Below are 25,077 nucleotides of genomic sequence, written 5' to 3' on the forward strand. Positions count from 1 at the left end.
TCTTTTACTCTACTATTGCATATCGATTGCCTTCTTCATCTTGGATAACAGTCTCACTTAATTTGGTGAAAATTTGTTCAAAGTCATCCTCAGCTGTAAGAGTATACCTATCTTCAGAAACCGAAATCAGGTAATTTTGGTAAACTTCTTCTACTCGTTCAGACTGTTGTGTTGTCATACCATTTACTTCCTCAACTTCTCCTAATTCCATTCTCGAGAAAGTTATTTCTTTAGTGTCGGCATTAAAGATAACCGTTGTATCTCCTCCCATTTCCTGTAAGAGATTCCCATCAAGATCTTCTATCTGGGCAACCGTTTCAGTAGACTCCTCCCCACTAGAGGGAGTATCTTCATTCATTTCCTGGGTTTTACCTACTGATTCTGTCCCCTCTGTTTCATTATTCGCTGTGTCTTCTGGTTTTTCTAATGCACACCCTGTTAGTATACTGAGACTGAGTAAAGCAAGAAAAATTTTCTGTTTTTTATGCAAAACCATTGTCGTACTCCTTTCTATAATTACAGTCCAGTATAGCATAGGAGTTTTTCCGAATCTATTTGCACCTGCTTTATGTCTTTTTATCCTTCCTATTCTTTGTCGCTTCTTTACAAAACTTATAGTACACTAGGTTCAAAGTACCTGTCCATTTCACAGAAAGAAGGGATCCAATGAAAGAAAATAAAACACTTTTGTTAAATCAAAGTACGATCAAGGAATTAGTTGATGTCAAAGATATCAATGAAATTGTACATGACACGTTCAAGGGTCTGGGCGATGGGTCTATTGTGAATCCCTCTAAACTGACGCTCGACTTGGGTGAAACGGGTGGTTATCCTGCCTATGATGGCTTTATGAATGCGATGCCGGCTTATATCGGCTCGCAAGATATCGCCGGGATGAAATGGGTCGGCGGTTTCCTTGGGGAGCGAAAGGAAGCAGATCTACCTTATATCACAGCTATGATTTTATTGATCGATCCACATTTGGGTACTTTTCTATCTGCATTAGAAGGTGCATACATCACGAATAAGCGGACGGGTGCGCAGACTGCCAATTCTCTGCGGTACTTACTGGATAAGCCTCAAGTCAAGATCGGGTTGTATGGTGCTGGTGAGCAGGCGCGAACGAATATTGTGGCCATCGCTGATTTATTTGAAATTACCGACTTAGTGGTATGGAATCATCGCTTAAAAACGGCTGAAATTTTTGCAAAAGAGATGCAGGCATATGTAACGAATCCTATCGAACCCACTTTGGATGCCCAAAAAGCAAGCCGAATGGACGTGCTGATCACGGTCACTCCCTCTCAAAAACCTCTCATTAAAACAGAATGGGTCAAACCGGGTACGATCGTTTTCCCTTTGGGTTCCTTTCAAGAAATTGAGGATGACCTCATCTTCAAAGCAGATAAAATTATCGTCGATCATGTCTACCAGGCCCTCAATAGAGGGGCATTGAAAAAGCTAACGAGTAAAGGAAAGTTATCTGAAAAGAATATTTATACTACCTTAGGTCAGTTGGCTTTAAAAGAAACCACTGCAGGGGACTTGTCGAATGAGATCACGATCTGTATTCCTATTGGAACAGGCGCAATGGATGTGGCTGTTGCTGGAATCGTCTATAAAAGAGCTGTAGAAAAAGGCCTCGGTAAACACTTTGACTTTTTAGGTTGATTTTCAACAAGTTTCCGGGTGGGATTCAACTACCCAAATACGTTAGTATGAGTCTCCGCTACTACTTATAATAAAAAGTCTGTCTCTCATAAAATCGAGAGACAGGCTTTTTTTAATTCATTTTCTTTTCTTTTTAATCTAGATCGCGAGCGACTTCATCTTGAACAGTTACGCCTTCAGCTTCTAGACGCGCAATCGTTTCTGCAAATTGTGGTAAATGTTTTTTGTGTGCAACGAACAATTCATTCATGATTTTAACCGCTGTATCCCCAGAACGAACCAATGGGTTGCTGATAAAGGCTTGTAAGGCTGTACCATAATCTCCAGTTACTGCTGCTTCAATTGTGAGTAATTCCATTGATTTCATCATTTGTAACCAGCCTTTTTCAGCAGTTGGCAGTTCACCAAAGGCTACATTCCGCGCACCTTGTGCACCAATATAAGCTGTTACTTCAACGACACAATCTGCTGGTAAATCTGGAACAGCTCCATTGTTTTTCGTAGAAACAACAATTTGTGTTTCTTTATTTGAGTAGATGGAAGCAATCGTTTCGCAGGCAGCATCAGAATAATAAGCTCCTCCACGTTTTTGTAATTGTTCCGGTTTGTGATCCAGGTTTGGATCTTTGTACAATTCAAACAATTCTGCTTCTGTTTGTTTAACTTGTTGAGCTCTTGTCCCAATAGTATTGTAGTCTTCTAATCCATGTTTGAGCATTTCTTCTTCACGGTAATAGTACCGGTGATATCCGCAAGGAATCATATTCATTTGTTCCAATTGATCTTTATAGAACGGAATATCGTGGATATTTTTAGGTAATCCTGCATCTCCTTCAAACAATGCATCGATGACTTTTTTGGTAATATCATTCCCCTTTGTATCCGCAACTTTATGCCAATGGAAGTGGTTCAATCCAGCAAATTTATATATTAAATCTTCTCTTTCTAATCCAAGGGCTTTTGGCTCTGTCATTGTGGCCATGACCGGAACATTACACAACCCCATGACTCTGTCCCATTTACCATAACGAATGACTGCTTCAGTAACCATTCCACTTGGATTGGCAAAGTTGATCAACCAAGCTTCCGGACACAATTCTTTCATGTCTTCAACAATTTCTAAGATGACAGGGACTGTACGGAAAGCTTTAAACATACCACCTGCTCCGTTTGTTTCTTGACCGATCATGCCGTAATAATTAGGGATACGTTCATCTTTCACTCGCGCATTGAGTAACCCTACTCTGAATTGTGTTGTAACAAAATCAGCATCTTTTAATGCTTCTCTTCTATCTAAAGTTAAGTGTATTTTTACATCATATGGTGAAGCATCCCATTGGCGTTGTGCCATCGCTCCAACGATCTCTAATTTTTCTTTTCCCGCTTCAATATCGACTAGCCAGATTTCACGGATAGGTAATTCTTCGTATCGTTTAATAAATCCTTCCATTAGTTCAGGAGTATAACTACTTCCTCCACCAATTGTCACAATTTTTACGCCTTTAGTTTTAGCCATTTGTATCTTCCTCCTTTAAATATTTACAAGCTTATTATCTCTGATGTAAATGCAGAGGACAACACATTTCCCTTTGTTTCAAAACCCATTTACAATTTTCGTGAATCAGGCTGTTTTTTTTGCAAATATTTTTCTCCATATGCAAAAAATGACGGTTTTATTTTACTTTCCATTTACATTAATCTATAATTGTTGTAAACACCAGAGAAAGGAAAACTCTTATGCTCATTCGCGAAAAAATGGAAACGGTTAAATTTTCACCTGCCGAAAAGGGAGTCGTGGACTATTTATTACACTACCCCGAATTACTCGAAGAAAAAACGATGCAAGATATTGCTTCCGAAACCTTTACCCAACCCTCTACACTGATTCGTATCGCAAAAAAACTGGGCTTTTCTGGCTGGGTTGAATGCCGCCGGGCTTATCAAGAAGAATATGCTTATTTGAGTAGTCATTTTGTTGATATCGATGCCAACTTTCCTTTCAAAGCTTCTGATTCGATCATGACGATCAGCAAAAAGATAGCCTCTCTTGAACAGTCGACTATTGAAGATACGCTTTCACTCATTCATCATGACTCCCTACAACAAGCAAAACAACTTTTATTAAAAGCGGACAATATCAAAATATTTGCCAGCAACGCTAATATGCTGATCACACACGATTTTGCACTAAAAATGAATCGGATCAAAAAACACACTTCTGTATCGACCGTCAAAGGAGAAAGCACCTACGAAGCGTACAATACCCTCCCCAATACTTGTGCTATTCTGATCTCTTACAGTGGCGAAAGTGAATCTGTCCGTCTTTTATCAAAAATACTCACTGAACAACATATTCCCGTTATTGGCATTACAAGTATTGGTGACAATTACCTTTCCCGTTCAGTAGATTGTTTCTTACCGATCACTACCAGAGAAAAATTATTTTCGAAAATCGGAAACTTCACAATCAATCTTTCCATTATCTACTTATTAGATGTCCTCTATTCCGTTGTTTTTGCAGAAAATTATCAAAAAAATGTGGACCATCTGATACGCTTGGGTAAAATGGTCGATACTCGAAAATCGAATATAGAGATCATTCAGGAAGACCATTCTTTTCCAACTGATCGATGACCCACAAAAGAGGAGATACACGCGATGATTTTCAATAACATGAAACAGCTTACTTCGCTTACTGCAAGTGAAAAAACATTGGTTGACTATATCTTTACGCACCCAAAAAAAGTTATCTCAAGTGATTCTCAGACACTCGCAAAAGAAGCTTTCGTTTCCGTTTCGACAATTTACCGTTTATTAAATAAATTAGATCTAAATGGGTTAAATGATTTCAAAGTGCATATCGCTAGCGAAATAAAAAAAGAAGAAGAACAACCTTCTTCTTTGAACCTTGATTACCCTATCATTCCGGAAGACACACCTTTTCAAATAATGAAGAATCTACAATATGTCTATACTCAAACCATTAACGAAACCCTTCTCTTAAACTCGCCAGACCGCTTGCGGGAAATTCAACAGTTGGTAGTGAATGCTGAGCAGATCAATGTATTTGCATCCGCAGGAAATATACCCTTCACACAAAATTTTCAATTTCAAATGCAGGAAATCGGACGAGATGTGAAAGTTCCCGTAGATGAATACAATCAGCGCCTCATTGCTGCTAATAGTACTCCAGAAGACTTGGCTATCATTGTCTCCTTTGGTGGCAGAGGGATAATGGTCGATCGTCTCTTCTCGATTTTAAAGGAGAATCACGTCCCTATCCTTCTCATTTCATCTGCGGACAACGAACTAAAAAAAGAAGCCGATCATTGTCTCTGGATGTCAGCTTTAGAAAATCATTACAACAAAGTTTCTTCCTTTGGAACGCGAATGTCTCTCTTGTATATCTTAGATACAGTCTACACTTTATGCTTCCATGAAAAATATGAAGCCAATCAGTCTTTTAAGTTAAGTCGATATAAAAAAATCAGCCAGCCTTTTAAATTGGAGTAAAAAAGGGGCTGACTGGTTTTTAACTAGTTTATGTTTGCCTGCAATGCGAGGAATTCTTCGACTGCCAACAATACACCCTCTTCATCATTGGAACGGGTGATATAATTGGCTATCTCTTTCAATTCTTCAAAAGCATTTCGCATCGCAAAGCTGTATTTACCGGATGCAAGAAGTTCTCTATCATTATAGCCATCTCCAAAAACCATCGTCTCTTCATAGGAAATATTGAGTATTTCCTGCAATTTTTGAACAGTCGATCCTTTATGGACCCCTTTGTTCGCGATGTCTATCCAGGCTGCTTCAGAAGCTACAATAAAAGCTGCTGCATTAAATGGATCCAAGTGTTTGACAGATTCATAACACCGAAGTTTGGGATCATAAACAGTGATCTTAACAAAATCTTCTGCAATCGTCTGATAATCAGACAGAATCTCTACATTGGTATACGAACCTCTGACACGCTTGATGGAAGCTTCTGGCGTGGTGTCCTTTATAAAAGCAGTTGTCGGTGTACAGGCGATGACCGTATGATCGTCTTCGATCTCTTCTAATTTAGTAATAATTTCCAAGCCGACCTCATTCCCCAACAAGGACTCGTAAACATACTCACCATTGTATTTTATACGGGTGGCACTATCTCCTAATATCCATATATCTTTAGCGTATTCGGCGCCGAACAACTCTTCTACACGCTCACCTTGTTTCCCTGTGCACGCTGTAAAGATGACACCTTTGCTTTTCATCAGTTCCTTCACTTTTCCAAACCGTTCCCGATTGAACTCTCCTTGGCTATTTAAAAAAGTCCCATCTAAATCTGAAATGACCAATTTAATCATTTAGCTAGCCCTCTCTTTCCACTCTTTCTCTAAAAAAAGTATACCGCATAATTCTGAGAGAAACCGTCCCTTTGTCTAATCTGAAAAAAAATTCTTACTATCCTTGACGTCCTCATTATTTTTGGAAAAATAGTTTCAAAATCCCTTTCCAGAAAACTGACAAGGTTTTTGCTATTTGACAATAGATATCGTAAACTTTAAAGTAGCTACATTAAATAAAGAGCCACTACAATCAAATCTGAAAGGGGAAACAACATGGATCATACATATGAAACGTTACGCACAAAACTGGAACGATCAGTGAAGAAAAAACGGACAACCGAGGAACAGTTTGCACTAAACGAAAAAAAGTATAAACAGGCACAACAGGCTTTTCATAAAGAAACAGCAGACGTAGAAAAACTAGAAGAAGAATCCTTGTCTAGTTTCTTGCGGAATCTTGTAGGTACGTACGACAAAAAGATGGACAAAGAAAAACAGGAACAACTCCAGGCAAAACTGGCTCTAGATTCAGCTTCAGCTTTGTATACGCAGTCGCACGAAGAACTAGTGGGATTAGAAGAACGAATTGAGCGTACCCAACTTGAATTGAATCAAGTGAAGGATAAATTAATTGAATCAGACCCAGATTTTCAAACTATTCTTACGCAAGAAGAACAAAGACGATTGGATTGGGAAGCTGAAACCCATGAAATCGAAGAAGCTTTAGAGGCCGGAGAAAAGGTTCTCACTGGGATCGACTACGCTTTAGACCAACTGGATTCAGCAAGCTCCCTCGCAACTTGGGATATGTTTAGTGACAGCTTCTTGCTTGATATGGTCAAGTACAACAAAATCGATCAAGCTGAAGAGCAGATCGTTCATGTGGAAAAACTCATTGAACGATACCAAAAAGAAATGAAAGATGTCGCTCTCGAAACTGGTCTGGAATACGAAGGATTAAGCCAGATGCATCGGACATTTGATATCTTTTTCGATAATATCTTCTCAGACTGGAACACAAAGGAAACCATTCAACGAAATAGCGCCAGTTTAGAAGCCGTCCAGGATGAAATAATACATGCTCAAAAAACCCTGGACGAGCACAAAAAGTCTATCACAATGCAACTAAACGACTCCAAGATTTTTTCTGACCCAGGTGTTGATATCATTCAATGAAAGTTAACTGGTACCTGCTACAGTTTAAAAACAAGGATCGAATAGAACTAGCTGAATGCTATTTACAGTCATCACTAGGAGAGTCCGCGGCATCCGTTCGGGATTCTCCCTTTTTTACTGGAGAACATTCCCGTCCTTATCCGGAAAGTTCTTGCTTGTTTTCAATCAACACCGTAAGATAAAATCAAAACTACTTGAAGGAGCGGTCAAAATGGACTCCATTTTTGAACTGTTTAAACACAAAATCGAAAACAATGAAAAACTCACCCCGAAGATGCAGGATATTTTGGAAGCTAGTTTGCTCTTGTTCGCTGAAAAAGGTTACTCCAATACTTCAACAAAAGATATCGCCCAAGCAGCACAAGTTGCTGAAGGGACCATCTTCAAACATTTTGGTACAAAAGAAAACTTGCTTTACGCAAGCATCCTCCCCCTCCTCAGCCAATCACTGGAGGACTTGCTTTCCACGAATCTACATGGTGGCCCGGATGCGCTCGGGGCGCTGTCTTTCCATGATTTTTTGCGAACTGTTCTTCCTGAACGAATGGATTTTGCTGGAAAAAATCTAAAAATCTGGAAAATATTTCTTACAGAATATCTTTATCAAGAAACTATGCGTACTAATCTGCGATCATTGATCCCCAAAGATCTATTCGAAGAACTCAACCGGATTTTAAACCTGTTCAAAGAAAAAAAAGAAATCGTCGACTGGCCGAATGAAGAAATCATTCGCCTGATCATCAGTATCGTTGCGGGTTTTATTATCGCTAAATCGCTGAATTTTTCTAATGCTACTGATACGAATGCTGAAACTGCTCATCTCATACTTTTTCTTGAAAAAGGCCTTACGCCATAAATAAACCTTGACAGTCTATCTCGTTAAGGTTTATACTTTACTCACGAGCAAAAGTGAGTGATTACTCACTTTATTAAAAGGAGGAACAAGTTTATGGCGTTTGTAGAAGTGAACAACTTAAATAAGTATTACCCTATTTCCGATAATAATCGTTTTCATGCATTGAAAGACGTGCAATTATCTTTTGACAAGGGAGAATTAGTGTCCATCATCGGTGAGTCCGGTAGTGGGAAATCGACCCTAATGAACGTATTAGGTGGACTCGATTTGAAATTCGAAGGTGAAATTCTTGTAGATGGTGAAAACATCGGGCACTTTAAGGAAAAAGAGATGGTAGCTTTCCATAAAGAAAAGATCGGCTTCATTTTTCAAAGTTTCAATCTGGTCCCTCACCTCTCCGTCTTGGATAATGTCACCTTAGCAATGACCTTGTCCAATGTTGATGGGAAAACTAGAAAAGCCAGAGCTCAAGAAGTTTTAGAGCATCTGGGGTTAAAAGATCATTATCAAAAGAAACCGAGTCAACTATCGGGTGGTCAAAAACAACGTGTGGCCATCGCGCGTGCGCTCGTAAATGATCCGGATATCATCATCGCAGACGAACCGACAGGCGCACTCGATTCCCAGACATCCGATCAAGTACTGGATATCATTCAGGATATTGCAAAAGACGGTAAATTAGTTATCATGGTCACCCATTCAGAGCGCGTGGCTTCAAGATCCACTCGTGTCGTCACGATCGACGATGGGAAAATCATCAATGATGAGAAACGTGAAAATCTACATGAGCATACCGATACCTTTAAAATAAAAGAACGGCAGGAAAATAAAAACCTCAGTTTTTTTGCAGCGATCCGGATGGCTTTGTTGAATATGAAAGAAAAATTGGGGCGCAACATCCTCATCGCATTGGGCGGCAGCATTGGTATCATGAGCGTCATCCTGATGCTTGCTCTTGGCAAAGGTGTGAACGATTATTTAACTGATACTATGAACGAAAATGTCAATCCTATCATTAGTGAGGCGCGAATGACCGAAGAAACACAAGAAGATACCGAGGGTGATGGTGAAGCAGAGACTCCTGCAGGGGACCCAGATGGGAAACCTGGAAATTTAGTCACGAATAACCCAGCTGTTCAATTATCTAAAAATATCCCTTTTGAAGAAACAAATATTGCTGAACTCGAAACAATTCCACATGTTGACAATATAGAATTGGCTTATACTTCCTTCTCAATGGGAAGTGACACAGTCGCTTATGAAGAAGAAAATCATTCATTCATGAATTTTGGTACCATCTCGGCAAACATGACTGATTCCAATATTTTACATGGTTCCTTCCCAGAATTCGGTGAAGTTATCATTACAGAAGAAATGGCAAACAATATGGCCGATACAGCCGAAGATATGATCGGAGAAGAAGTTGAAGTGAAACTTTCTGTGGATGGAAGTCCACTAAGCGGAAACTACACAGTCAGTGGGATTTATACTGCTGGAAGTGCAATTGGACCGGCTAGCGCTTTTGATTCTGTCTTTATGACAATGGACACTTTCACGGACATGAACGAAGAAAATGACCTGTCTGTTGAACCGAATGTGGCCTATCTTTTTGCGGATGAAGCAAGTAATTCACAGCTGATTAAAGATGAACTCAATGATTTAGGCTATGGAGGATCGTCTACTGATACACTGGCAGCGACTTTCACACAAATGTTAGATATATTTACGTATATTTTGTCGGGTGTAGCCGGTATCTCCCTCTTTGTTTCCGCCATCATGATCCTCACTGTTCTTTATATCAGTGTTGTTGAACGGACACAAGAAATTGGTGTGATCAAAGCGATCGGTGGACGAAATAAAGATATCCGTCGTATTTTTGTTTCTGAATCCTTCCTCATTGGCTTGTTCAGTGGCTTATTAGGTGTCGGAATAGCTTCCCTTATCTCACTGGGTGGGAATATCGCTGTTGAGAACCTATTTGGAACGACCATCTTGCACATGACACCGACCTACGCCTTGTTTGGTATCCTGGCTAGTATTATCATTAGTGTCATTGCCGGTGTGTTCCCAGCTAACAAAGCTGCGCGATTGGATCCAATCGAAGCTCTTCGTCGTGGTGACTGAGTTTCTTCTATAAAATGTTCTCTATTGTTAGATTTGCTCTTTATCCTGTGAAGCTTTCAATGAACTTTCAGGAAATGAACACTTTAATAAATAGTCACATTATGTCAGTAACTAATATGCCTGAAAGGCAGAAGGTGGGGAATTTCTCCCATCCTCTGCCTTTTTTTGTGCATCTGCTCGCTGTTGAGAATAACTGTTTCGTATTTCTCCTTGACGTTTACGTAAGGAGAAGGTTTATACTTGCAAGAGAAGGAGGTCACTCATGGAATATACTGTAAAAAAAATAGCTCGACTTGCCGGAGTCACTCCCCGGACGATCAGACATTACGCTACCATACAGCTTTTATCCCCTGCCTGCATAAATTCTTCCGGATATCGTCTCTATGGCCGTAACGAGATCGATCGTTTGCAGCAGATCTTATTTTATCGCGAACTCGGGTTTCCTTTAACAGAGATCAAACAAATACTTGATGACCCGAGTTTTGATGAGAAACAAGCACTTAAAGATCATTACCAAGACTTATTGTTGAAACAAAAACAAGTAGACCAATTACTCCATACCATTGAGAAAACATTGGCCGACCGAGAGGGGATAGAAAAAATGACCGATCAAGAAAAATTTACAGGATTCAAAAAAGAAGTATTGAAGGCGAACGAAGAAAGTTATGGAAAAGAATCACAAGAAACCTATGGTGAAGAAACGATTGCTCGAGCAAATAAACAATTCAGTCAGTTGACTGAAGGAGAGTTCGATCGGTGGAGAGAACTAGAGCAAACGATCATCGAAACTTTGAAAGCCTACCAAGAAAAAGATGCAATCACCGCAGCCGACGAGGAGATCTTAGCTCGTTTACACCATCAATGGCTGACGTTCACTTGGTCCAGTTATTCCAAGGAAATGCACCGTGGTCTTGCCGAAATGTATTTAGCAGATGACCGTTTTACTGCTTTTTATGATGACAAGGCTGGTGAGGGCGCTGCCCGGATGCTGCACGGCGCCATCCTAACCTACACGACTGAAAAATAGAAGAGACTGAAAAAAAGCAGATCGAGATTTATTCTCTCGACCTGCTTTTTCTTATTTAAATAAATCCCAAAAGGAAAACGAAGTTTTCTTATACACTTTATTGTAAGCCGCTTTTTTCGGATCTTTTAACCAACCCATCCCTTTTTTTCCATATCCTGGAACAAGCTTTCTCTTTACAGCACGCTTAGCTCTGCCAGTCGTCCGCGCTTTAAACGAACGCTTTAGACTCGGTTTGCGCATACCAAATTTCATTCACCCGTCACTCCTTTCCTTCATCCTAACGCGCCCATTGTTTTTCTTCAAACGTTATTTCCAAGAAATAGAGTCGTCGTTTCCTGTTTCCACTCCCGTTTTATCTACAGTTTGTTAATGAAGTAAACAGAGTGACTTGTAAGGTTTTCGCTCTTATTTCCCTTCAAAAGCTTTTTGAACGAAGCCAGTGAACAATGGATGCGGTGTTGTTGGACGAGATAGGAATTCTGGATGGAACTGGCTTGCGATAAAGTAAGGGTGATGCGCGAGTTCGATCATCTCCACTAGTCTGCCGTCAGGAGATAATCCGGAAAAGACCATGCCGTGACTTTCTAATTGTTCGCGGTAGGCGTTGTTGAATTCATAACGATGCCGGTGTCGTTCCTGGATTTCATCCGTCTGATAAAGAGCACGCGCTAGAGATTGTTCTTTTATGGAACAAGGATATAAACCTAAACGCATCGTTCCGCCTTTTTCCACGATTTCTTCTTGATCGGGCATCAAGCTGATAATCGGATGAGCCGTTGTGGGATCGGTTTCCGTTGATTGGGCATCAGATAGTTGGGCTACGTTGCGAGCAAATTCGATACTTGCCAATTGCATTCCTAAGCAGATACCTAAGAATGGGACTTTCTGTTCTCTGGCATATTGTATGGCCAAAATTTTTCCTTCCAAGCCGCGAGTCCCAAATCCACCAGGAACGAGAATTCCGTCGGCATTTTGTAAAAGTCCATGAACGTTTCCGGGGGCAACGTCTTCTGCTTGTATCCAGTCAACAGTCACATCTATGCTCGAAGCCACTCCTGCATGTTTAAGAGCCTCCACGACAGAAAGATAGGCATCGGGTAACGAGACATATTTTCCCACTAAGGCAATACGGATCGTTTCTTTTGGTTGTTGAACGCGTTGGACAAACTGTTTCCATTCAGCCATTTTAGCCGGATGCAGGGGCAAATTTAATTTTTTTAATACGAAAGTATCCATCCCCTGTGCTTCGAGTAATAGAGGGATTTCATAGATAGAAGACACATCTTGGTTTTCAATGATCGCTTCTTTGGGAACATCACAAAACAAGGCTAATTTACTTTTGACCGTTTCCGGTAAAGCTTGTTCAGTACGCACGACCAATATGTCGGGCTGGATCCCTAAACTACGCAGTTCTTTCACACTGTGTTGCGTCGGCTTCGTCTTTAGTTCTCCGGCAGCTTTGAGATAGGGAACGTAAGTGACATGAATATAACAAACATTTTCTGCGCCTACTTCCTTCTTCATTTGCCTAAGAGCTTCTAAAAAGGGTAGAGATTCGATATCGCCTACAGTCCCACCGACTTCCGTGATCACTACTTCAGATCCTGTAGATTCGCCCGCTTGAATGATTTTTTCTTTGATTTGATCGGTAATGTGCGGAATGACCTGGACTGTTCCCCCTAAATAATCCCCCCGTCTTTCTTTATTGATGACTTCTGAATATATTTTCCCTGTTGTCACATTTGAATATTGGTTCAATCGAATATCAATGAAGCGCTCATAATGCCCCAAATCCAAATCTGTTTCTGTTCCATCATCCGTTACAAAAACTTCTCCATGTTGATATGGGCTCATCGTTCCTGGATCCACATTGATATAGGGATCAAACTTTTGAATCGTTACGGGGATTTGTCTTTCCTTCAATAATCGTCCTAATGATGCTGCGACGATTCCTTTTCCTATTGACGAAACTACTCCACCTGTTACGAATATATATTTTGTCATTTTACATTCCTCCAAATCATTCAATTAGAGGGGTTCAAATAAAACGAAAAATCCCCATTCCATTTCTGGAACAGGGAGAATAAGTTATTGTTTATCGCTCAATATAAAGTAGTGAGCCCATTAAAAATCATACAGAGTTTTACTGCATCCGTCAACTGATTTATTTCCTCAACTACTGATTTCATCTCTACGATTTTACATGAGCGGTTGCTTTCGTTGTACTTACTGTATTTCTTTCTTTTTTGTTTTTTCAAGAAATTCAAAAGCATTTTCCATATTCTTATCATTTAATTCTTTTTGTTTCATCGCATTTTTTGTTAAAAAGTAACTCTCTTTATCTTTTTCCATACTCGTCAAGAAAAGTATCTGTTTATGGTCTGTTACGCTCTTTTCGACTTCTTTCACATTATCATCAGGTACAAGCAGATTCTTATCTGAACTCATTTGATATAATTCTTTATTGGCTCCGATACTATCTAAATAATAAATGGATCCTTGAGAATTTTTCCTTAACTCAGCTAATCCTGCTTGATCATACGCACCATAATCTAAGAAAGCAAAAGCGGTATCTTTATCTCTAGTGCTATGCATAAATTTCAACAATACCAGTAGCGAGGATGTATTGCGTATCAAATTTTTCTTTGCAGGCCACCCAGCCGATATTTTTTTCAATAAGATGAAATAAACGAGGAAAAACAGCGTCACAGCGATCGCCGGTACAGAAAGAAAGTCATACGCCTGATAAATGGGGATCCCTACAAAATAGGCAGCGAGCATCCCCAGAGTCACAAACAATAGATTTTGAAAGATGATCGTTTTGATTGTATTCTTCTTATTCAAATCAGCATCCATTAGATAATAAGAACCGTATTGATAAATGGGAGTATCATAATAAGTAGAAATGATTCTTTTAGCATTCTTTATATCTCCCACGTATACATTCTTCCCATGGTTATTATCCCCAAATCCATGTATGTGGACCTCTCTATCTATTTTTTTCAAATCCGACAGGAGACTGCTCAAAAATCTGCTTTTTTGTTTGACCGTTTGCCTCGTCCCGACGATATAATTATACCTTACATACCAGTCTTTCATTAATTCAGCTTGATCCATTTACAAACATCCTTACTTTCAATAAATTAGAAGTCTCACGATCTTCTTCTTATTTATATTAAACCAAATGGATTAAGGAATCCATCTCTCTCTTTCAACTTTCTCTGTTTCTACATCTTCTAACTATCCAGCTCTTAAACTAGTTAGAATCCCCCTGGCTTTCACCCTAAAATGGCAGGCAGATTGAGAATTATTTTGATTATCCCAGTATTCACTCGTATCCTTAAGGATCATGTTATCCTTCAATCAGATAATGGTTTCTTCTAATTATGGTTGGCTCTGATGCTCTTCATTCACTAACCAAACGATACTTTCACTTTTCAACCTGCTTTTATTTTTTTGTCAGTCTGTCACCTGCCCACAAAAAAAGATTGGATTTGTAGTATACTTTAATTACATGTTGTTCACAGTCATACGAAGAACTATTTAAATCAACATTTTGTCATAGCAGGAGATCAACTTTTGCTCATAAAAGCAAGAAATGCTCTAAACGTTACCAAAACAGGAGGCCGATTTTTTGACAATCAAAGCAATCGTGTGCGATATGGATGGGACATTACTCACTTCGGATAGTCTCATCGATACACAAACACTCAACAAATTAAAAGAGTTGCAAGCCAAAGGTGTCAAGTTGATATTAGCAAGCGGACGAAGTTATATACGGTTATTGCCCGATGCACTCAAATTAGATATGGAAAAGCACGGCGGAATGCTTATTGATGTAAACGGCACCTCCATTTATGATGTTTCAACTAAAAAGAGGAATCGCTTGGGAATGTTAAACTCTTTTCACATCAACAAAATCAATGACTTTTTTTCTTCTTTTACTGTCGAGATCCAGTACAGTCAAGATGATACCATTTACACCTATTTGCCCGAAGAAATATATAGAATCAAAAAAAATATCCGCGGTGAGATGAAACTTCCGCATGATTATCCTTGGGCGGGCGGAATGTACAGTTGGTTGTGCGATACGAGGGATGGTTATCCTAATCAGCACATGATTCGTAGTCTACACAATTCTCCTGAGTTTTGTAACAAAATGTCTATTGTACAGGATCCTCCTTATATGTCGTTTGTAAAAGAAACGCTAACAGAAGATCCCTTTATCAAAGACTATGAATTTGTCTTTTCAGATGAGAGAAAAATGGAAATTACAAATAAAAATATAAATAAAGGTACCGCACTAAAAGTATTACAAGAAGAACTGAATATCCAGGACGATGAATTAATGGTATTTGGCGATAGCGAAAATGATGTCTCCATGTTTGCTGGCAGAAAATATTCGATCGCCATGGCAAACGCCCTCCCTTTGGCAAAGCAAAGTGCCAATTTTCATACAGATGATCATAATCACAGGGGTGTGTATACCATGCTTGAAGAATTTGAGCAAAAGGGTTTATTTTAAAGAAATCTATCAAGCAACGGATCGCCATTCAAGTATTTTATACTCGGCAGCCGTTAGCTTTAACTACTCCACTAGAAGTCAATCGTTTGATCGTGTCTCAGAAAAAATAAAAGGATCCCACCACTCTCATTCCAGAGACTGGTGGGATCCTTTCGTTTGATCATATCAGATTTTGTGGCTTTCCTTCGAGATAAGCTAGCGTATTTTCAAAAGCGATTTGAGCTCGTCTTTCCATTGCTTCGTCGGTCAAGTAGGCTACATGCGGAGTCAATACCGCATTTTTTGCATGAAGCAGCGGATGATCTTCCGGCAACGGAGGCTCGCCAGCGAACACATCCACTCCAGCGCCGGCAATTTCCCCTTTATTCAATAACTCCGCTAACACTGTATCATCCACGATCGGTCCGCGGGCGCAATTGATCAACACAGCGGATGATTGTATTTTTCCCAGCTGTTCTCTGGAAAGAAAGCCTCTCGTTTCTTCGTTCAACGGCAAATGGACCGAAACAATGTCGCTTTCCAGAAGCAGTTCCTCTAAAGAAACATACTGTATGCCCATGCTTACAGCCTCATCCTTTATGGACCGATTAAATCCGATCACATTGGCTCCAAAAGCTTGAAATAGTTTCGCTGTTTTCAGTCCGATATTCCCTGTTCCAATGATCCCCACTGTTTTGCCACTGATCTCGCGTCCTTGCATCCCTCCAGAAAAATCCTCTTGACGAATCGCTTCGTTTCCAGAAGAAATACCGCGGAATACATCCAATGTCAGCCCTAAAACCAGTTCCGCCACCGCTTGATCTGAATATCCCGCTGCATTGGAAATCGTCACCCCTTTTTCTTTAGCCTCTTTCACGGCCACATGATCGACTCCAGTAAATGCCACATTGATAAATTGGACATCTTTGACTCGCTCGATTACTTCTTTTGGATACGGATTATTGGCGATCATCACCACATCCGCACCTTTGCTCCGTTTCACCAACTCATTTACATCCGTTGTTTTTTCCGAATAATAGACAAACTCATGCCCTTTCTCCCTTAACGGTCGCGCTAATTCTTCTACCCTTGCTTCTGAAACACGCAACGGCTCCAATAATTTAATCAACATACACGTCTTCCTCTCGTCCGTTCAACCCTTTTTTAAATGGATCGATTTTCATAACACTTCAGCTGCCAATAACTCGTACGCTTTAAGCCGTTGCGCTTGTGTGTGCGCAATACTACAGATCATCGCTTCCTGGAATCCGTATTTTTCCTGGTCTGCACGCAATTTATCCGCAACCTCCTTGGCTGTACCGACCAGATGGACCTCTCGATTGCGTTGGATCCCTTTTTCTTGTTGGTCAGTTAACGGATAAGCTTGGGCTTCTTCTGGTGTCATCAGTGGTTCCATGCGCCCTTGAGCAAGATGCAAACGCGCAATATCTTGTGGTTTTGCTTGAAATTCGGCCTCTGCTCTCGTTTCTGCCACGGTTACTAAATAAGCGACGCTGATATCCGGTTCTTTCATAAATTCCGAAGGTTCAAAATGATGCCGATACAGTTCAAATATTTCTTCCCGCATCGCTCCTAACATGAAGAACTGCGCAAAGGAATACCCCATCCCCATTCTTCCTGCTCGAATAGCGCTATCCCCACTTGATCCAAGCAGCCACGCTTCCGGTAACTCGACTCCCTTAGGGACCGCTGGAGTATACTTATATAAAGGCTCTTCTGGCCGCTCATCTTTTAAGAGAGCCAACGTTGTTTCTAATTTTTCATATAAATGTTCAAAATCAGGATCATTTCCTTGAGCCAAGGCCTGAATGGCTCGTTGATCGCCTCCGGGAGCCCGTCCTACACCAAAATCTATTCGATCTGGTGCTAAGGCACTCAATGTTTTAAAGACCTCTGCCATTTTTAACGGGGAATAATGCATCATCATTGTACCTCCCGTACCCAGACGGATCTTATCCGTCACGGCCGCTATGTAAGCTACAATAATTTCAGGAGCTGAACTTGCCAATGATCGCCCACTGTGGTGTTCCGCCATCCACATCCGACTGTACCCCAATCGTTCCGCAGTCTGAGCCAACTCTACAGCATTTCTTATAGCAACGGCTCCTGTATTCCCACTTGTTACGGGTGCTTGATCCAATACACTTAATCGCATCTATCATCATCCTTTCATCCTAACTCATATACTAACTATAGCATTCAATCTGTTTCAATTCTAAACCAAACTCTTAAAAAGTAAGTAAACAGAAAAAAGCCCTCTTATAAAGAGGACTTTTTTTAGAAGATCCTTGCTTGTTTAATACTATTTTCATAAATCAGAATAAAAATTACACACTCACTTCTGTATCCATTCCAAGCAAGTCCTTATTTTTACTTAAAATAGGTTGAACACATTCGGCAATAAATTCATCAACTTGTCCGACGGCCCTTCCTATATAATTTTTGCTATTCAAGACTTTTAAGAGTTCCTCTTTTGAAATACCAAAAGAGGCATCCGAAGTGATCCGTTCAATCAAATCATTGTTCAATCCTTCTTCTTTCACTCTTTTGGCCGCTGCCATCGAATGTATTCGGATTCGCTCGTGAATCTCTTGTCTGTCTCCGCCTCTTTTTACCGCCTCCATCAAAATATTTTCAGTGGCCATAAAAGGCAGTTCCTGTTCGACATGAGCAGCAATGACTTTTTCATATACCACAAGATTACTGGCAATATTTTCGTATAGATTCAAAACGCCGTCTAATGCTAAAAAGGCTTCTGAAACAGATAATCTTTTGTTGGCAGAGTCATCCAGCGTCCGTTCAAACCATTGAGTGGCCGCTGTGATTGCCGGATTCAAGGAATTTACGATCACATGTCTTGACAGAGCACTCATTCTTTCTGCTCGCATCGGATTTCTCTTATACGCCATGGCAGACGATCCAATTTGATTTTTCCCAAATGGTTCTTCCACTTCCTTCATACTTTGAAGCAGACGCAGGTCGTTGCTGAATTTATAGGCACTCTGTGCTATTTCAGAGAGCGTATTTAATACGATCGAATCTACTTTCCTCGAATACGTTTGACCTGTTACTTTATATGTTTCTTTAAAGTCCATTTTTTCAGTGACCAATCGATCCAGCATCTTCACCTTTTTTTCATCTCCATCAAACAATTCCATAAAACTTGCCTGAGTTCCTGTAGTACCTTTCACACCTCTAAACTTCAGAGAATCCAGCACAAAATCCAGCTTCTCTAAATCGATCACCAATTCTTGAATCCAAAGTGTTGCCCTTTTCCCTACGGTTGTCAGTTGCGCAGGCTGCAGATGTGTAAAGCCCAAAGTCGGACAGCTCTTGTATTCCTCTGCAAAAAGCGCTAAAGACTGCATGACATTGACTAGTTTCTTTTTAATCAACAGAAGAGATTCTTTCATGATGATCAGATCTGTATTATCTCCTACATAACAACTCGTTACGCCGAGATGGATGATGCCTTTTGCCTGTGGACATTGGACTCCATAAGCATAAACATGGCTCATCACATCATGTCTGCTTTCTTTTTCTCTTTGCTCCGCTACTTCATAATTGATGTTGCCCATGTTCGCGCGCAATTCTTCGAGCTGACTGGTTGTGATCGGTAATCCCAACTCACTTTCAGCTTCTGCCAGTGCTACCCATAATTTTCTCCATGTTTTGAATTTTTTGTCCGCTGAAAAAAGATACGACATTTCCTTTGAAGCATACCGACTTTCTAAGGGTGATGTATAAGAATTCCTCATAAATTTCTCCTATCTTTTTTACGTTATCTCCATCTGTAACAGAAAACAAAGATTGCCTTCTTTATTTTACTCGCTTTCTCCTATTTCGTGGACCACGATCGTCTGGCTTCTTTTAGGTCCTACAGAAACAATCGAAACTTCGACACCAGTGAATTCTTCGATTCTTTTTAAATACAGCTTGGCATTTTCCGGAAGTTCCTCATAGGTTTTTGCAGTGGCTGCTTCTTCGCCCCAGCCATCAAATTCCTCATATACCGGTTCACATTTAGCTAGATCTTCAAGGCTTGCTGGAAAATAATCAATGACTTTGTCCTTGAATCGATAGCCCACACAAACCTTGATCTTATCCAATCCTGCTAAGGTGTCTATTTTAGTCACAACTAAATTGGTCAATCCTGAAACTCTGGCAGCTGTCTTTAAAATGACCAAGTCGATCCATCCACAGCGACGTGGCCTGCCGGTTGTCACACCGACTTCTCCACCTTTTTCTCTGATCCACTCTCCTGTAGCATCAGTCAGTTCGGTTGGAAAAGGACCTTCTCCTACGCGTGTAGTATACGCTTTGGCGACACCGACAGCTCCATTGACCATAGTGGGCCCGATCCCTGTTCCTGTACAGACACCGCCCGCAATCGTGTTGGATGATGTAACAAAGGGATAGGTCCCATAATCGATATCTAACAGCATCCCTTGTGCCCCTTCAAAAAGAACCTTTTTTCCAGCTTTGATCTCATCATACAATTTGACTGAAGTTTCCTGCACAAAGGGAGTTATTTTTTCAGCATAGTTACTATAATTTTTGAAGATTTCATCAAAATCTAACGGTTCTTCCTTATAGACATTCACAAGCAACTCATTTTTTTCTTTTATATTTTCTTTTAATTTCTTTTTGAAAATAGCAGGGTCGATCAGATCACATATTCTGATCCCGGATCTTGCGGCTTTGTCTGTGTATGAAGGACCGATGCCTTTACCGGTCGTTCCAATCGTATTTGTTCTTGATTTTTCATTTAGCCTATCCATTGACCGGTGGTAAGGCATGATAACATGCGCTCTGTCACTGATCAGCAATTTATCCGGTGTGACACGTATTCCTAGTTTTTCCAAATAATCTATTTCTTTGAATAGCGCTTCTGGATCAATAACCACACCATTTCCTAAGATATTTATTTTGTCATCGTACAAAATACCTGAAGGGATCAAGTGGAGCTTATATTGACTTTCGCCTACCTCTACAGTATGACCGGCATTATTTCCTCCTTGGAACCGAACAACCAAATCGACCTTTTCGGCCAGAAAATCAGTCATTTTCCCCTTGCCTTCGTCTCCCCATTGAGCACCTAACACTACAAACGTTGACATTAAAAGTCCTCCTTCGTAAACTGTCCCATTTAGGGATGTTTATGTTTCTCTATTTATCGATTTTTACCTGCTTAAGAACAAGCACCAGAAATAGAATAGCAGAGTGATTTTCTCAGGTCAATAAGATTACGTATGTTTCCCTTTTTTATATATTAATCGTTCGGTTTCATAGCGAAAACACTCTTGATAGTCTTGCTCCCACTCGAATCTTACCGTTATTCACAGATAAAAGGCCGTCCTCATCGCTTCAAGCGAATTCATTCACACCTGTTGGTTTGAAACGGGATCGCTAAAGATATAAGGTCAGAAGTGGTACAATAGTGGTGAAAATAGTACCTTAGGATGAATGGAGGGATTTTATGAGTAAATATGAGACACCCGATTACGCGACTGTGATAAAAGAAGAGGAATATGAAATCAGAAAATATGTGGATTTTTTTATTGTCGAATATGAAAATAGTAACGATCCAGAAATCAGAAGTGGATTTGGCTCTTTGTTTAAGTATATATCTAGTGACAACAAAGACAATGAAAAAATCTCAATGACCGTACCAGTTATTCAGGAAGAAACAAACGGAAAAAAGAAAATGGCCTTTGTTGTTCCAGGAAAATATAGCGATCAGATACCCGAGCCAAATAATCCGAATCTGACCGTAAAAAAGTTCGCTGAAGGCTTATTTGGGTCTATACGTTATTCCGGTTTTTCCAATCAGTCAAAAGAATCAGCAATGAAGAAAAAACTGGACAGGTGGATCGAGGAAAAAGGCTATCAAAAGCAATCAAATTACATGTTGGCTTCCTACAACGCACCTTTTGTACCACCTATGTTCAGAAGAAATGAAATTTGGGTCCGCATTAGTGAAGTATGAGCAACTACATGCTTATTCCTGATCGATCGCGTAGAAAAGCTATTCTGCTTATTTGAGCTGCTTTTTGCTAACTGATCGCCTAGCGATAAGTACCTTGATGGAACGAACACAATAAAAGGATACTCAGACCAGGAGTGGTGTTATGGAGAAACCACATGATACAGGTAAGCTCTCTTTGACCGGTAGTGCGTTGAAATGGATCGCGATCCTATCCATGTTCATAGATCACACGGGAGCTTTTTTAATCGAACCTTATTTACTGAATCATGGTATAGAAATTGGATCGATTTTTGGAGGGACCAGTTTATCAGCAGACAGTCCTTATTCTGTACTCTTCCAGATAGATATTGCTTCGAGACTCATCGGCAGACTAGCTTTTCCTATTTTTGCATTTCTTCTTGTAGAAGGATTCATCCATACACGTAATTTGAACAGATATATTTTTCAAATAGGTTTTTTTGCTCTACTATCAGAAATCCCCTTTGATTTGGCTCATGCTGGAACATTTCTTGAATCCTCTCATCAAAATATTTTCTTTACATTATTCATAGGTCTTCTCTGCATCAGTTTTTTCGACAAGCTCAAGGGAACATACGTCAGCAAGTGGTTCATCCTTCTTATAGCATTGGTCCTTAGTGATTTTTTTAATGTCGATTATTCCATGGTAGGTTTATTGACCCTATTTATTTTTTATTACTTTCATGATGATCCTATTCTACGAAACATTTTAAACGGATCGCTATTTTTACTGAACCTCACAGCTGTATTTTCTCTTTTTCTCATTCAATTTTATAATGGTAAAAGAGGAAAACAAATCAAATTGTTTTTTTATATTTTTTATCCTGCTCATCTGGTTCTATTCTATTTAATCAGGAACCTTCCCTGGTTTACCTAAATCCTATGTAAAATACCCCGAATTGGAGATCCTTTAGGGGGCGTAGGCGTTCCCCTTCGCCTTTACTATACCTCTATAAAAAGAAAAATAGTAGGCAGAAACCCCTGTTGAGATTTCCACTTACTATTCTTAGTCTGCTTTTTAATTAGATGATCCTACTATTTAACGATTGATCGAACGTGAAACCATGGACACTGTATGACGTTGTCCACGAATCGCTTTGCTCATTGCAAAAATATTTTCAACTGGAGCAACTCCACCGTATCCTGCATCCCCAATATGTTGAATATCGACTCCACATATTTTATTTTGAACAGCCATCTGTTTAACTGTATCCGCATCTGAACTTTCCTGACTCGTTCCGATTGCCGTCATGACTAAAGCGCCTTCTTTATGAGCCAATTTGACAGCTTCTTTCAAGTCTTCCTTGTCAAAACCGGGTACTGTTCCAATTGATGGAGTGAGGATAACATCTGCACCTGCATCAATCAATTCCTTGATCACGTCAAGATCTGCAACAGCTTCATCGACTCCCGCGCTGTGCATTTTACCTGCAATGATCAGCCCGGAGTAATATTCTTTCGCATTTTTTACAGTTTCTACGATTGCGGAATTTGTTACACCTGTTCCTGGGTTACCTGTGAAACAAACAAAATCTAAACCTAATTTTTCAATTTCTTTTAACGTTTCAACATTTGCTTGTCTTCCCACAGCGATTTCTTCTCGTTCTTCAACCATATCAGCAGATGTATCTACCGGTTCTAGATTGACTCCGATGGGACGACCCACTAATTCATGTAAACGTGTTACGAATGATCCTTCATACTCACCAATGGCGAAAATTTCAGGTTTCAATACGTCAATTCCATTTAATAGAATTAAATCAGCTCCAAATGCTCGTGCGATCTCTGAGTTTGTAATATCCCCAATAAATGATTCACGTGGAGCTACATTTTCAGACAAAATCACTCGGCCATCACTGGCTTTAATACTTTGTTTCAGCTCCTGAGCGCTCATAGCTAGTATTTCTGAAGTATTTGCACTAATAAAACGTTTGACCATTATTAGAACTCCCTTTCTATTTTGAAGATACTGATCCATTCTCTTCTTGTGCTTTGAAACGTTTTTCAAGACTCAAGAAGAATGGTAGATAAAGTAAGATGTCTATTATAATTAAAACGATCTGTAAAATAGATCCACTGATGCTACCCGTTGTTAAGAACCCGCTAATGATTGGTGGCATCGTCCAAGAAGCAACCACTCTGGTTAACGGAACAAGTCCAGCTGACATCGCGATAAAGGCTACGATGGCATTTACAATTGGAGCAAGTATAAACGGTACAAGCAAAGCAAAGTTTAAAACAATTGGAACACCAAACATTGCCGGTTCATTAATATTAAATAGACCCGGGACAACAGTGATCGGAGCCAAGATTTTTGTTTGTTTACTTGTGCTTTTTTTGCGAGCCATATAACCGAGTACCAATACCAACCCGATCGTTGCACCACCACCACCAAGATAAACAAAATTATCCATAAAAGCAACAGTAATGACATTTTTCATTTCAGTTCCTGCCTGATATGCTGCAGTATTTTCAGCTAAGTTTGCGATCCAAACCGGTTGCATGATAGAGTTTACAACATTACCACCATGGATACCAATAAACCAGAACAAACTATTTAAACCAGCAACAATGATCGTACCAAAAATATTGTTACCTAACAGTCCAAGCGGTTTCCCTAAAACGACTTGAGCAAGATCATGCAGGTTAGGCCACGATGCCATATCAAGAAAAGCATAGACGATCAGCCAAAATGTTATGATTACTGCACCAGGGATGATCGCACTAAAACTTCTAGCGACGGCTGGTGGAACACTTTCCGGCATTTTGATTTGAATATTGTGCTCAATGAACCACCGGTAGATCGATGCACTGAATAATCCTAGAATGATTGCAACAAACAGACCAGCTGCACCAAGATAACTAACGGTCAAGCCTGCTCCAGTCTCACTTGAAACAAATGGTGTGACCATAACAAATGAAGCCATAGAAATGATACCGGCTGCGATACCATCTACTTTATGTTGATTTGCTAAACTCTGGGCGATCCCAAAACTTGCAACTAGACCGATCAAACCAAAACTACTATCGACGCCTTTCCATAGGTAACCAGCAACACCAATATCACCTAACCAAGCTTCCCAACCTGGAACGGGGAAACTAGCAGTGACCATGAAAATCGATCCGATAATGATTAGTGGCATAGCTAACGTGACCCCATCACGAATAGCTGTTAAGTATTTATTCGCACTTAGCTTTGATGCAATGGGCATTAACTTTTCTTCTATAAAGCTACTTGACTTTGACAAAGTGAAGACCTCCTGTTAATTATATTTTATTAACAAATATCAGTTGTAAGCCTTAACATTCGTTTATTTGCTAATATTTATTTACTAAACAAAGTATAGCTTATTAAGTTTA

Annotated in this window: 22 protein-coding genes; 10 read left to right on the top strand and 12 right to left on the bottom strand. The window is 39.9% G+C overall.

The features are described from left to right. Window positions 1-4: 4 nt before the first annotated feature. Complete coding sequence (locus H626_RS0104840; protein ID WP_027108335.1) at window positions 5-496, bottom strand: hypothetical protein; 492 nt, start codon at window positions 494-496, stop codon at window positions 5-7. Window positions 497-666: 170 nt separating this feature from the next. Here H626_RS0104840 and H626_RS0104845 point away from each other — a divergent pair, with 170 nt between their 5' ends. Next, window positions 667-1,671 carry an ornithine cyclodeaminase family protein gene (locus H626_RS0104845; RefSeq protein ID WP_035618607.1) on the top strand — a complete coding sequence of 335 codons (1,005 nt, stop codon included), beginning with the start codon at window positions 667-669 and terminating at the stop codon, window positions 1,669-1,671. 133 nt (window positions 1,672-1,804) lie between these two features. Here the strand turns inward: H626_RS0104845 and H626_RS0104850 are convergent, their stop codons facing one another. Then, the gene (locus H626_RS0104850; RefSeq protein ID WP_035618610.1) at window positions 1,805-3,187 is read right to left on the bottom strand and encodes a 6-phospho-beta-glucosidase; all 1,383 of its coding nucleotides are present in this window, start codon (window positions 3,185-3,187) and stop codon (window positions 1,805-1,807) included. 221 nt (window positions 3,188-3,408) lie between these two features. On the opposite strand from H626_RS0104850, the gene H626_RS0104855 reads away from it, so the two are divergent. Then, window positions 3,409-4,305 carry a MurR/RpiR family transcriptional regulator gene (locus tag H626_RS0104855; RefSeq protein ID WP_027108338.1) on the top strand — a complete coding sequence of 299 codons (897 nt, stop codon included), beginning with the start codon at window positions 3,409-3,411 and terminating at the stop codon, window positions 4,303-4,305. 24 nt (window positions 4,306-4,329) lie between these two features. Continuing rightward, on the top strand, window positions 4,330-5,184 hold the full coding sequence (locus tag H626_RS0104860) for a MurR/RpiR family transcriptional regulator (RefSeq protein ID WP_035618613.1): 855 nt from the start codon (window positions 4,330-4,332) through the stop codon (window positions 5,182-5,184). A 23-nt stretch (window positions 5,185-5,207) separates the two neighbouring features. On the opposite strand, the gene H626_RS0104865 is transcribed toward H626_RS0104860, so the two are convergent. After that, window positions 5,208-6,020 (bottom strand): HAD family hydrolase, encoded by an 813-nt coding sequence (locus H626_RS0104865; RefSeq protein WP_027108340.1) that lies wholly within the window; start codon window positions 6,018-6,020, stop codon window positions 5,208-5,210. Window positions 6,021-6,275: 255 nt separating this feature from the next. Between H626_RS0104865 and H626_RS0104870 the strand changes: the two genes are divergently transcribed. From H626_RS0104870 to H626_RS0104885, 4 genes are all read left to right on the top strand, one after another. After that, window positions 6,276-7,178, top strand: a complete 903-nt coding sequence (locus H626_RS0104870) for a coiled-coil domain-containing protein (RefSeq protein ID WP_027108341.1) — start codon at window positions 6,276-6,278, stop codon at window positions 7,176-7,178. A gap of 211 nt (window positions 7,179-7,389) precedes the next feature. Continuing rightward, window positions 7,390-8,034 carry a TetR/AcrR family transcriptional regulator gene (locus H626_RS10690; RefSeq protein WP_051237826.1) on the top strand — a complete coding sequence of 215 codons (645 nt, stop codon included), beginning with the start codon at window positions 7,390-7,392 and terminating at the stop codon, window positions 8,032-8,034. A gap of 93 nt (window positions 8,035-8,127) precedes the next feature. Beyond that, window positions 8,128-10,158 (top strand): ABC transporter ATP-binding protein/permease, encoded by a 2,031-nt coding sequence (locus tag H626_RS0104880; protein ID WP_027108342.1) that lies wholly within the window; start codon window positions 8,128-8,130, stop codon window positions 10,156-10,158. Window positions 10,159-10,420: 262 nt separating this feature from the next. Further along, window positions 10,421-11,185 carry a MerR family transcriptional regulator gene (locus H626_RS0104885; protein WP_027108343.1) on the top strand — a complete coding sequence of 255 codons (765 nt, stop codon included), beginning with the start codon at window positions 10,421-10,423 and terminating at the stop codon, window positions 11,183-11,185. 51 nt (window positions 11,186-11,236) lie between these two features. Here H626_RS0104885 and H626_RS0104890 read toward each other — a convergent pair whose 3' ends face one another. From H626_RS0104890 to H626_RS0104900, 3 genes are all read right to left on the bottom strand, one after another. Further along, the gene (locus tag H626_RS0104890) at window positions 11,237-11,437 is read right to left on the bottom strand and encodes a hypothetical protein (RefSeq protein WP_027108344.1); all 201 of its coding nucleotides are present in this window, start codon (window positions 11,435-11,437) and stop codon (window positions 11,237-11,239) included. Window positions 11,438-11,590: 153 nt separating this feature from the next. Continuing rightward, entirely contained in the window at window positions 11,591-13,189 is a 1,599-nt protein-coding gene (locus H626_RS0104895; RefSeq protein ID WP_027108345.1) for a CTP synthase, read from the bottom strand. 222 nt (window positions 13,190-13,411) lie between these two features. Beyond that, window positions 13,412-14,302 carry a hypothetical protein gene (locus tag H626_RS0104900; protein WP_027108346.1) on the bottom strand — a complete coding sequence of 297 codons (891 nt, stop codon included), beginning with the start codon at window positions 14,300-14,302 and terminating at the stop codon, window positions 13,412-13,414. A 517-nt stretch (window positions 14,303-14,819) separates the two neighbouring features. On the opposite strand from H626_RS0104900, the gene H626_RS0104905 reads away from it, so the two are divergent. After that, a complete protein-coding gene (locus tag H626_RS0104905; protein WP_027108347.1) occupies window positions 14,820-15,710 on the top strand; it encodes a Cof-type HAD-IIB family hydrolase in 891 nt (296 codons plus the stop codon). Between the two features lie 160 nt (window positions 15,711-15,870). Here the strand turns inward: H626_RS0104905 and H626_RS0104910 are convergent, their stop codons facing one another. The 4 genes from H626_RS0104910 to H626_RS0104925 all read right to left on the bottom strand — a co-directional run bounded on the left by H626_RS0104910 (window position 15,871) and on the right by H626_RS0104925 (window position 20,830). Continuing rightward, window positions 15,871-16,821 carry a 2-hydroxyacid dehydrogenase gene (locus H626_RS0104910; RefSeq protein WP_027108348.1) on the bottom strand — a complete coding sequence of 317 codons (951 nt, stop codon included), beginning with the start codon at window positions 16,819-16,821 and terminating at the stop codon, window positions 15,871-15,873. Between the two features lie 48 nt (window positions 16,822-16,869). Continuing rightward, entirely contained in the window at window positions 16,870-17,865 is a 996-nt protein-coding gene (locus tag H626_RS0104915) for an LLM class flavin-dependent oxidoreductase (protein WP_027108349.1), read from the bottom strand. 172 nt (window positions 17,866-18,037) lie between these two features. After that, window positions 18,038-19,468 carry an adenylosuccinate lyase gene (purB, locus tag H626_RS0104920; protein ID WP_027108350.1) on the bottom strand — a complete coding sequence of 477 codons (1,431 nt, stop codon included), beginning with the start codon at window positions 19,466-19,468 and terminating at the stop codon, window positions 18,038-18,040. A gap of 66 nt (window positions 19,469-19,534) precedes the next feature. Beyond that, on the bottom strand, window positions 19,535-20,830 hold the full coding sequence (locus H626_RS0104925) for an adenylosuccinate synthase (RefSeq protein WP_027108351.1): 1,296 nt from the start codon (window positions 20,828-20,830) through the stop codon (window positions 19,535-19,537). 359 nt (window positions 20,831-21,189) lie between these two features. On the opposite strand from H626_RS0104925, the gene H626_RS10695 reads away from it, so the two are divergent. Continuing rightward, entirely contained in the window at window positions 21,190-21,699 is a 510-nt protein-coding gene (locus H626_RS10695) for an SOUL family heme-binding protein (protein ID WP_051237828.1), read from the top strand. A 142-nt stretch (window positions 21,700-21,841) separates the two neighbouring features. Continuing rightward, a complete protein-coding gene (locus H626_RS0104935) occupies window positions 21,842-22,594 on the top strand; it encodes a TraX family protein (protein ID WP_035618618.1) in 753 nt (250 codons plus the stop codon). A gap of 162 nt (window positions 22,595-22,756) precedes the next feature. Here H626_RS0104935 and H626_RS0104940 read toward each other — a convergent pair whose 3' ends face one another. Both H626_RS0104940 and H626_RS0104945 read right to left on the bottom strand, forming a co-directional pair. Beyond that, window positions 22,757-23,656, bottom strand: coding sequence for a DUF7916 family protein (locus H626_RS0104940; protein WP_027108353.1), 900 nt, complete (start codon window positions 23,654-23,656; stop codon window positions 22,757-22,759). A 16-nt stretch (window positions 23,657-23,672) separates the two neighbouring features. Then, complete coding sequence (locus H626_RS0104945; RefSeq protein WP_211221956.1) at window positions 23,673-24,929, bottom strand: PTS sugar transporter subunit IIC; 1,257 nt, start codon at window positions 24,927-24,929, stop codon at window positions 23,673-23,675. Between the last annotated feature and the right edge of the window lie 148 nt (window positions 24,930-25,077).

Source organism: Lacticigenium naphthae DSM 19658 (assembly GCF_000425865.1).
Taxonomy (GTDB): Bacteria; Bacillota; Bacilli; order Lactobacillales; family Carnobacteriaceae_A; genus Lacticigenium; species Lacticigenium naphthae.

What these genes read in the sequence shown, in the direction of transcription:
- H626_RS0104855 (WP_027108338.1), top strand. Translation starts at nt 3,409, where the DNA reads ATGCTCATTCGCGAAAAAATGGAAACGGTTAAATTTTCACCTGCCGAA.
- H626_RS0104945 (WP_211221956.1), bottom strand. Translation starts at nt 24,929, where the DNA reads ATGCCCATTGCATCAAAGCTAAGTGCGAATAAATACTTAACAGCTATT.
- H626_RS0104840 (WP_027108335.1), bottom strand. Translation starts at nt 496, where the DNA reads ATGGTTTTGCATAAAAAACAGAAAATTTTTCTTGCTTTACTCAGTCTC.
- H626_RS0104870 (WP_027108341.1), top strand. Translation starts at nt 6,276, where the DNA reads ATGGATCATACATATGAAACGTTACGCACAAAACTGGAACGATCAGTG.
- H626_RS0104915 (WP_027108349.1), bottom strand. Translation starts at nt 17,865, where the DNA reads ATGCGATTAAGTGTATTGGATCAAGCACCCGTAACAAGTGGGAATACA.
- H626_RS0104865 (WP_027108340.1), bottom strand. Translation starts at nt 6,020, where the DNA reads ATGATTAAATTGGTCATTTCAGATTTAGATGGGACTTTTTTAAATAGC.
- H626_RS0104895 (WP_027108345.1), bottom strand. Translation starts at nt 13,189, where the DNA reads ATGACAAAATATATATTCGTAACAGGTGGAGTAGTTTCGTCAATAGGA.
- H626_RS0104900 (WP_027108346.1), bottom strand. Translation starts at nt 14,302, where the DNA reads ATGGATCAAGCTGAATTAATGAAAGACTGGTATGTAAGGTATAATTAT.
- H626_RS0104885 (WP_027108343.1), top strand. Translation starts at nt 10,421, where the DNA reads ATGGAATATACTGTAAAAAAAATAGCTCGACTTGCCGGAGTCACTCCC.
- H626_RS0104925 (WP_027108351.1), bottom strand. Translation starts at nt 20,830, where the DNA reads ATGTCAACGTTTGTAGTGTTAGGTGCTCAATGGGGAGACGAAGGCAAG.
- H626_RS0104880 (WP_027108342.1), top strand. Translation starts at nt 8,128, where the DNA reads ATGGCGTTTGTAGAAGTGAACAACTTAAATAAGTATTACCCTATTTCC.
- H626_RS0104940 (WP_027108353.1), bottom strand. Translation starts at nt 23,656, where the DNA reads ATGGTCAAACGTTTTATTAGTGCAAATACTTCAGAAATACTAGCTATG.
- H626_RS0104850 (WP_035618610.1), bottom strand. Translation starts at nt 3,187, where the DNA reads ATGGCTAAAACTAAAGGCGTAAAAATTGTGACAATTGGTGGAGGAAGT.
- H626_RS0104890 (WP_027108344.1), bottom strand. Translation starts at nt 11,437, where the DNA reads ATGAAATTTGGTATGCGCAAACCGAGTCTAAAGCGTTCGTTTAAAGCG.
- H626_RS0104860 (WP_035618613.1), top strand. Translation starts at nt 4,330, where the DNA reads ATGATTTTCAATAACATGAAACAGCTTACTTCGCTTACTGCAAGTGAA.
- H626_RS0104845 (WP_035618607.1), top strand. Translation starts at nt 667, where the DNA reads ATGAAAGAAAATAAAACACTTTTGTTAAATCAAAGTACGATCAAGGAA.
- H626_RS0104910 (WP_027108348.1), bottom strand. Translation starts at nt 16,821, where the DNA reads ATGTTGATTAAATTATTGGAGCCGTTGCGTGTTTCAGAAGCAAGGGTA.
- H626_RS10690 (WP_051237826.1), top strand. Translation starts at nt 7,390, where the DNA reads ATGGACTCCATTTTTGAACTGTTTAAACACAAAATCGAAAACAATGAA.
- purB (WP_027108350.1), bottom strand. Translation starts at nt 19,468, where the DNA reads ATGAGGAATTCTTATACATCACCCTTAGAAAGTCGGTATGCTTCAAAG.
- H626_RS0104935 (WP_035618618.1), top strand. Translation starts at nt 21,842, where the DNA reads ATGGAGAAACCACATGATACAGGTAAGCTCTCTTTGACCGGTAGTGCG.
- H626_RS10695 (WP_051237828.1), top strand. Translation starts at nt 21,190, where the DNA reads ATGAGTAAATATGAGACACCCGATTACGCGACTGTGATAAAAGAAGAG.